The sequence below is a fragment of the Pseudomonas sp. LFS044 genome, assembly GCF_047978245.1.
Classification (GTDB): Bacteria; Pseudomonadota; Gammaproteobacteria; order Pseudomonadales; family Pseudomonadaceae; genus Aquipseudomonas.
Window position 1 is genome coordinate 101,062 of sequence record NZ_JBFPFX010000022.1, and the last position, 6,631, is coordinate 107,692.

At 59.6% G+C, this 6,631-nt stretch carries 6 protein-coding genes; all 6 read left to right on the forward strand.

All coding sequences use genetic code 11. The features are described from left to right. Positions 1–64: 64 nt before the first annotated feature. Entirely contained in the window at positions 65–1,789 is a 1,725-nt protein-coding gene (locus ACNQPL_RS18720) for an acetolactate synthase 3 large subunit (RefSeq protein WP_346616220.1), read from the forward strand. Position 1,790: 1 nt separating this feature from the next. Then, the gene (gene ilvN / locus ACNQPL_RS18725) at positions 1,791–2,282 is read left to right on the forward strand and encodes an acetolactate synthase small subunit (RefSeq protein WP_003250040.1); all 492 of its coding nucleotides are present in this window, start codon (positions 1,791–1,793) and stop codon (positions 2,280–2,282) included. Positions 2,283–2,337: 55 nt separating this feature from the next. Continuing rightward, positions 2,338–3,354, forward strand: coding sequence for a ketol-acid reductoisomerase (ilvC, locus tag ACNQPL_RS18730; RefSeq protein WP_012312686.1), 1,017 nt, complete (start codon positions 2,338–2,340; stop codon positions 3,352–3,354). Positions 3,355–3,504: 150 nt separating this feature from the next. Further along, complete coding sequence (gene pssA / locus ACNQPL_RS18735) at positions 3,505–4,356, forward strand: CDP-diacylglycerol--serine O-phosphatidyltransferase (RefSeq protein ID WP_346616221.1); 852 nt, start codon at positions 3,505–3,507, stop codon at positions 4,354–4,356. Positions 4,357–4,435: 79 nt separating this feature from the next. Further along, positions 4,436–5,449, forward strand: a complete 1,014-nt coding sequence (gene msrP / locus ACNQPL_RS18740) for a protein-methionine-sulfoxide reductase catalytic subunit MsrP (protein WP_346616222.1) — start codon at positions 4,436–4,438, stop codon at positions 5,447–5,449. Further along, entirely contained in the window at positions 5,449–6,063 is a 615-nt protein-coding gene (msrQ, locus tag ACNQPL_RS18745) for a protein-methionine-sulfoxide reductase heme-binding subunit MsrQ (protein ID WP_416467536.1), read from the forward strand. The genes msrP and msrQ overlap by 1 nt, the downstream gene beginning before the upstream one ends. Positions 6,064–6,631 lie beyond the last annotated feature (568 nt).

A 6,631-nucleotide genomic window follows, 5' to 3' on the forward strand; every position in this document is an offset into this window, starting at 1 on the left:
GGCAGTAAACCTATTAAGACCCGTCCACTAGGGACGGTATTCTGGCGTTTTAGAGGTGAACAACGTGGAGCTTTTATCTGGCGCTGAGATGGTCGTCCGCTTCTTGCGTGACGAAGGCGTTAAGCACATCTACGGGTACCCTGGTGGTGCTCTCCTGCATGTTTACGACGCCCTGTTCAAGGAACCGGAAGTCGAGCACATCCTGGTTCGTCACGAACAGGCCGCAACCCATATGGCGGACGGCTACGCCCGCGCCACCGGCAAGGCCGGTGTGGTGCTGGTAACCTCCGGCCCGGGCGCAACCAATGCCATCACCGGTATTGCCACTGCCTACATGGACTCGATTCCGATGGTCATCCTGTCCGGCCAGGTGCCTAGCACCATGGTGGGTACCGATGCCTTCCAGGAAACCGACATGATCGGTATCTCGCGGCCGATCGTGAAGCACAGCTTCATGATCAAGAATGCCACCGAGATCCCTGAAGTTCTGAAAAAAGCCTTCTACCTGGCGCAATCCGGCCGTCCAGGCCCGGTCGTGGTCGACATTCCAAAAGATATGACCAACCCGGCCGAGAAGTTCGAATACGTCTACCCGAAGAAGGTCAAGCTGCGCTCCTACAGCCCGGCGGTTCGTGGCCATTCCGGCCAGATCCGCAAGGCCGCCGAGATGCTGCTGGCTGCCAAGCGCCCGATCGTTTATGCCGGTGGCGGCGTCATCCTCGGCGGTGGCTCGCAAGCCCTGACCGAAATCGCCAAGTCGCTGAACCTGCCAGTCACCAATACCCTGATGGGCCTTGGCGGCTTCCCGGGTACCGACCGCCAGTTCCTCGGCATGCTCGGCATGCACGGCAGCTACACCGCCAACATGGCAATGCACAATGCCGACGTGATTTTCGCGGTGGGTGCGCGCTTCGATGACCGCGTGGTCAACGGCCCGGCCAAGTTCTGCCCGAACGCCAAGATCATCCACATCGACATCGACCCGGCGTCGATCTCCAAGATGATCAAGGCCGACGTGCCGATCGTTGGCCCGGTCGACAGCGTGTTGACCGAAATGCTCGGCATCCTCAAGGAAATCGGCGAGCAGCCAGACAAGGCTGCGACCGAGGCCTGGTGGAAGCAGATCGACGAGTGGCGTGGTGACGGCGACCTGTTCCCTTACAACAAGGGCGACGGCAGCGTCATCAAGCCGCAAACCGTAATCGAGACCCTCTGCGAAGTGACCCATGGCGATGCCTTCGTCACCTCTGACGTGGGTCAGCACCAGATGTTCGCTGCGCAGTACTACCGCTTCAACAAGCCGAACCGCTGGATCAACTCCGGTGGCCTGGGCACCATGGGCTTCGGCTTCCCGGCGGCCATGGGCGTCAAGCTCAACTTCCCGGATCAGGACGTGGCCTGCGTCACTGGCGAAGGCAGCATCCAGATGAACATTCAGGAGCTGTCCACCTGCATGCAGTACGGCCTGCCGGTGAAGATCGTCAACCTGAACAACGGTGTGCTGGGCATGGTCCGTCAGTGGCAGGACATGGCCTACAACGGTCGTCACTCGCACTCCTACGTCGAGTCGCTGCCGGACTTCATCAAGCTGGCCGAGGCCTATGGTCATGTGGGTATCCGCATCACCAGCCTGAAAGACCTCAAGCCGAAGCTGGAAGAAGCCTTCGCGATGAAAGACCGCCTGGTGTTCATCGACATCGCGGTCGACCGTACCGAGCACGTCTATCCGATGCAGATCAAGGATGGCTCGATGCGTGACATGTGGCTGAGCAAGACGGAGCGTACCTGATATGCGGCACATCATTTCCCTGCTGCTGGAAAACGAACCCGGTGCTCTGTCCCGTGTGGTCGGCCTGTTCTCCCAGCGCAACTACAACATTGAAAGCCTGACCGTGGCGCCGACCGAAGACCCGACCCTGTCGCGTCTGACGCTGACCACCGTTGGCCATGACGAAGTGATCGAACAGATCACCAAGAACCTGAACAAGCTGGTCGAAGTGGTCAAGCTTGTCGACCTGTCGGAAAGCGCTCACATCGAGCGTGAGCTGATGCTGGTCAAGGTCAAGGCCACCGGTGCCCAGCGTGCCGAGATCAAGCGCACCACGGATATCTTCCGTGGCCAGATCGTCGATGTGACCGCCAGCGTGTACACCGTACAGCTGAGCGGTACCAGCGACAAACTGGACAGCTTCATCCAGGCCATCGGCACTGCATCGATTCTCGAAACCGTGCGCAGTGGCGTCACCGGCATTGCCCGTGGCGACAAAGTGCTCAGCATCTAAATTCAAAAATTAGCGATGGCTCCGCAGGGGCCGAGATATAACCAGGGGTATTTTCATGAAAGTTTTCTACGATAAAGACTGCGACCTTTCCATCATCCAGGGTAAGAAAGTCGCCATCATCGGTTACGGTTCCCAGGGCCACGCCCAAGCGTGCAACCTGAAAGACTCCGGTGTAGACGTTACCGTCGGTCTGCGTAAAGGTTCGGCCACCGTTGCCAAGGCAGAAGCCCACGGCCTGAAAGTTGCCGACGTTGCTACCGCTGTCGCTGCGGCCGACCTGGTCATGATCCTGACCCCGGACGAGTTCCAGGGCGCGCTGTACAAGAACGAGATCGAGCCGAACATCAAGAAGGGCGCTACCCTGGCCTTCTCCCACGGCTTCTCGATCCACTACAACCAGGTTGTTCCTCGTGCCGACCTCGACGTGATCATGATCGCGCCGAAAGCCCCGGGCCACACCGTGCGTTCCGAGTTCGTCAAGGGCGGCGGTATCCCTGACCTGATCGCGATCTACCAGGACGCCTCGGGCAACGCCAAGAACGTCGCCCTGTCCTACGCTTCGGGCGTTGGTGGCGGCCGTACCGGCATCATCGAAACCACCTTCAAGGACGAGACCGAAACCGACCTGTTCGGTGAGCAGGCTGTTCTGTGCGGCGGTACCGTCGAGCTGGTCAAAGCCGGTTTCGAAACCCTGGTTGAAGCTGGCTACGCGCCAGAAATGGCCTACTTCGAGTGCCTGCACGAACTGAAGCTGATCGTTGACCTCATGTACGAAGGCGGCATCGCCAACATGAACTACTCGATCTCCAACAACGCCGAATACGGTGAGTACGTCACTGGCCCGGAAGTCATCAACGAAGAATCCCGCAAGGCCATGCGCAACGCTCTGAAGCGCATCCAGGACGGCGAATACGCGAAGATGTTCATCTCCGAAGGCGCTACCAACTACCCATCGATGACCGCCAAGCGTCGCAACAACGCCGCTCACGGCATCGAAGTCATCGGCGAGCAACTGCGTTCGATGATGCCGTGGATCTCGGCTAACAAAATCGTCGACAAGACCAAGAACTGAGTCTTATCGATAGATGAAAAACGCGGCTTCGGCCGCGTTTTTTCGTTCTGGCGTTCAGCATCTGGTATAAAGCAGACCAGTGGCCTGCCGTCAGAACCTGTTTCGCGGGCCCGTGTCGAACATTTTCCATCCTGTTGCAAGGTACCCTCCATGAGCGAACGTCCCGAAGAGCCGAACAAGCCCTCCGACGCCGAAAGCCTGCTACCTGTCGATGAGCACGTTGAAGAAGGGCATGACGCCGAAGGGCGCAAGGTGCGCCATCGCGGCATCTACCTGTTGCCCAACCTGTTTACCACCGCCAACCTGTTTGCCGGCTTCTATTCCATCATCAATTCGATGAGCGCCCAGAGTGCGCTGAGTGCGGGTGACCCGCGCGAGGCGAGCAAGTATTTCGCCTTTGCCGCCATCGCCATCTTCGTGGCCATGGTATTGGACGGCCTCGATGGCCGTGTCGCCCGCATGACCAATACGCAAAGTGCTTTCGGTGCCGAGTACGACTCGCTGTCGGACATGGTCGCCTTTGGCGTGGCCCCGGCCTTGCTGGCCTTCGGCTGGGCACTGGGTGACATGGGCAAGGTCGGCTGGATGGTCGCCTTCATCTATGTGGCCGGCGCAGCGCTGCGCCTGGCGCGCTTCAACACGCAGGTCGGTACTGCCGACAAACGCTACTTCATCGGCCTGGCCAGCCCGGCTGCTGCTGGTGTTGTCGCAGGCACTGTGTGGGCATTCAGCGACTATGGCATCCAGGGCTCCAAGCTGTCGTTCCTGGTGGCGCTGCTGGTTGCTGCGGCCGGCATGCTGATGGTCAGCAACATCAAGTACAACAGCTTCAAGGAGCTGGATCTCAAGGGGCGTGTGCCCTTTGTCGCGATCCTGGCCGTGGTCCTGGTGTTCGCCGTGGTGTTCAGCGACCCGCCGCGCATTCTGCTGCTGATCTTCCTTGCCTACGCGGCATCCGGGCCGGTCCAGTACCTGCTGCGTGGTCGCCGTCGCAAAGCGTGACAATGATTTAATGGTGGAATAACCCTCCGGCTCCATAGTCTTACTGGTACATCCGTTATCCAGTGCTATGGAGCCCGCCATGCTCATCAAGCTTCCCCGGTCGTCCGACTGCAAGGCATCGGAGATCACCCCCGAAGGCATCTATCTTTCCCGTCGCACGCTGCTGGGTGGCTCTCTCGCCGGTCTGGCCTTGGGCGCTGTGCCATTCGCAACACATGCTGCCGAGGCATCGCGGTATGCGGATGTCGAGCCGGGCAGCCCGCCGGCCTGGTTCAGCGACAAGCTGGCGGCCACGCGTTGGCAGGCGGTAACGGTCAAGGATGAGGCGATCACACCTTGCAAGGATGCCACCCACTACAACAACTTCTATGAGTTCGGGCCGGATAAAGGCGACCCGGCTGCCAATGGCGGTAGCCTGAAGACCGAGCCCTGGTCGGTGGTTATCGATGGTGAGGTGGGTAAGCCAGGGCGCTATGCGTTGGAAGACTTCGTCAAACCTTACGCGCTTGAAGAGCGCATCTACCGGCTGCGCTGCGTGGAAGCCTGGTCGATGGTCATTCCTTGGCTGGGCTTTCCATTGGCCCAGGTGCTCAAGCAGGTCGAACCGACCTCGAAGGCGCGTTACGTGCGCTTCGAAACGCTGCAGGACCCGCAGCACATGCCCGGCCAGCGCTCGGGCTTTGCGTTGATCAAGTGGCCTTACGAGGAAGGGTTGCGGCTGGATGAGGCCATGAACCCACTGGCCATCCTTGCGGTTGGCATGTATGGGCGGGAGCTGCCCAACCAGAACGGTGCGCCGTTGCGTTTGGTAGTGCCGTGGAAGTACGGGTTCAAGAGCATCAAGTCGATCGTGCGTATCAGCCTGGTGGCCGAGCAGCCGCAAACCACCTGGGAAGGGCTGGCGCCGGATGAGTATGGCTTCTATGCCAACGTGAACCCTGAAGTCGACCACCCACGCTGGAGCCAGGCGCGTGAGCGTCGCTTGCCCAGTGGCTTGTTCAGCCCCAATGTGCGGCAAACACAGATGTTCAATGGCTATGCCGATGAAGTGGCTTCGCTGTATGCCGGCCTCGACCTGAGGAAAAACTACTGATGCGTTACCCCTGGTTTCGCCTGGCCATCTTCATCGTGGGATGTGCGTTTCCGTTGTGGTGGTTATATGAGGCGGCGATGAACCTGCTGGGGCCGGATCCTGGGAAAATTCTCATGGACCGACTTGGGCTTGGTGCGTTGATCTTCCTTTTGATCACCCTGAGCATGACGCCGCTGCAGAAATTGACAGGGTGGTCGGGCTGGGTCGTGGTGCGTCGGCAGCTGGGGTTGTGGTGCTTTGCTTATATAGTGCTGCACATCCTTTGCTACCTGTTCTTCATTCTGGGGCTGGACTGGGGGCAGTTTGCGGTCGAGCTGCGCAAGCGGCCGTACATTATTGTGGGAGCGCTGGGGTTCGTGGGGTTGCTGGCGTTGGCGGTCACGTCCAATCGTTATAGCCAGCGACGCCTGGGGGCGCGTTGGAAAAAGCTGCATAAGCTGGTCTATGTGATTCTAGGGTTGGGGTTGCTGCACTTCTTGTGGATCGTGCGTTCGGAACTGCGCGAGTGGGCTATCTATGCAGGCGTTGGTGGTTTGTTGATGATGTTGCGAATCCCTGCGGTGGCGCGGCGAGTGCCTCGGATCCTGGGGCGGCGGGGGAGGGTGGCTTCTTAGGGGGGCTTGGCATTTTTACAGTGGGGTGGCTGGCAGGTGTGTGCCTTGAGATCTCCAGTGGTTATGAGATCGGGCGCCGCCGGCGCGGCGCATCGCGAAGCGCTTGCCTTGGGATCTTCAGCGCCCTTGAGATCGAGCGCCGCCCGCGCGGCGCATCGCGGCTAAAGCCGCTCCTACATTTGTTGCAACGTGCCATTCCAGTCAGGCCATGGTTGTTCGCCCTTGGCGCATGGCTGAAGACAGGCGGGGCGGCGCTAGCGCCAGCCGAAATATCGCGCCGTGCCAACAAGGCTGACAACTATGGCCTATCAGGCCATGGCACGTTGCAACAAATGTAGGAGCGGCTTCAGCCGCGATGCGCCGCGCGGGCGGCGCTCGATCTCCTAGGCGCTGAACGTGTTGTGCCGAGCACTTGGTGGCCTTGATACGGCCTTCGCCGGGAATATTTCAAATAACAGAAATTAACCCTTGACCCGTTTCCAGATCCCCTTATAATGCGCCCCACTTCCAGCGACATCGGAACGACAAACTCCTTGAGATTCAATGAGTTAAGTAGTTAAGGTGGTGC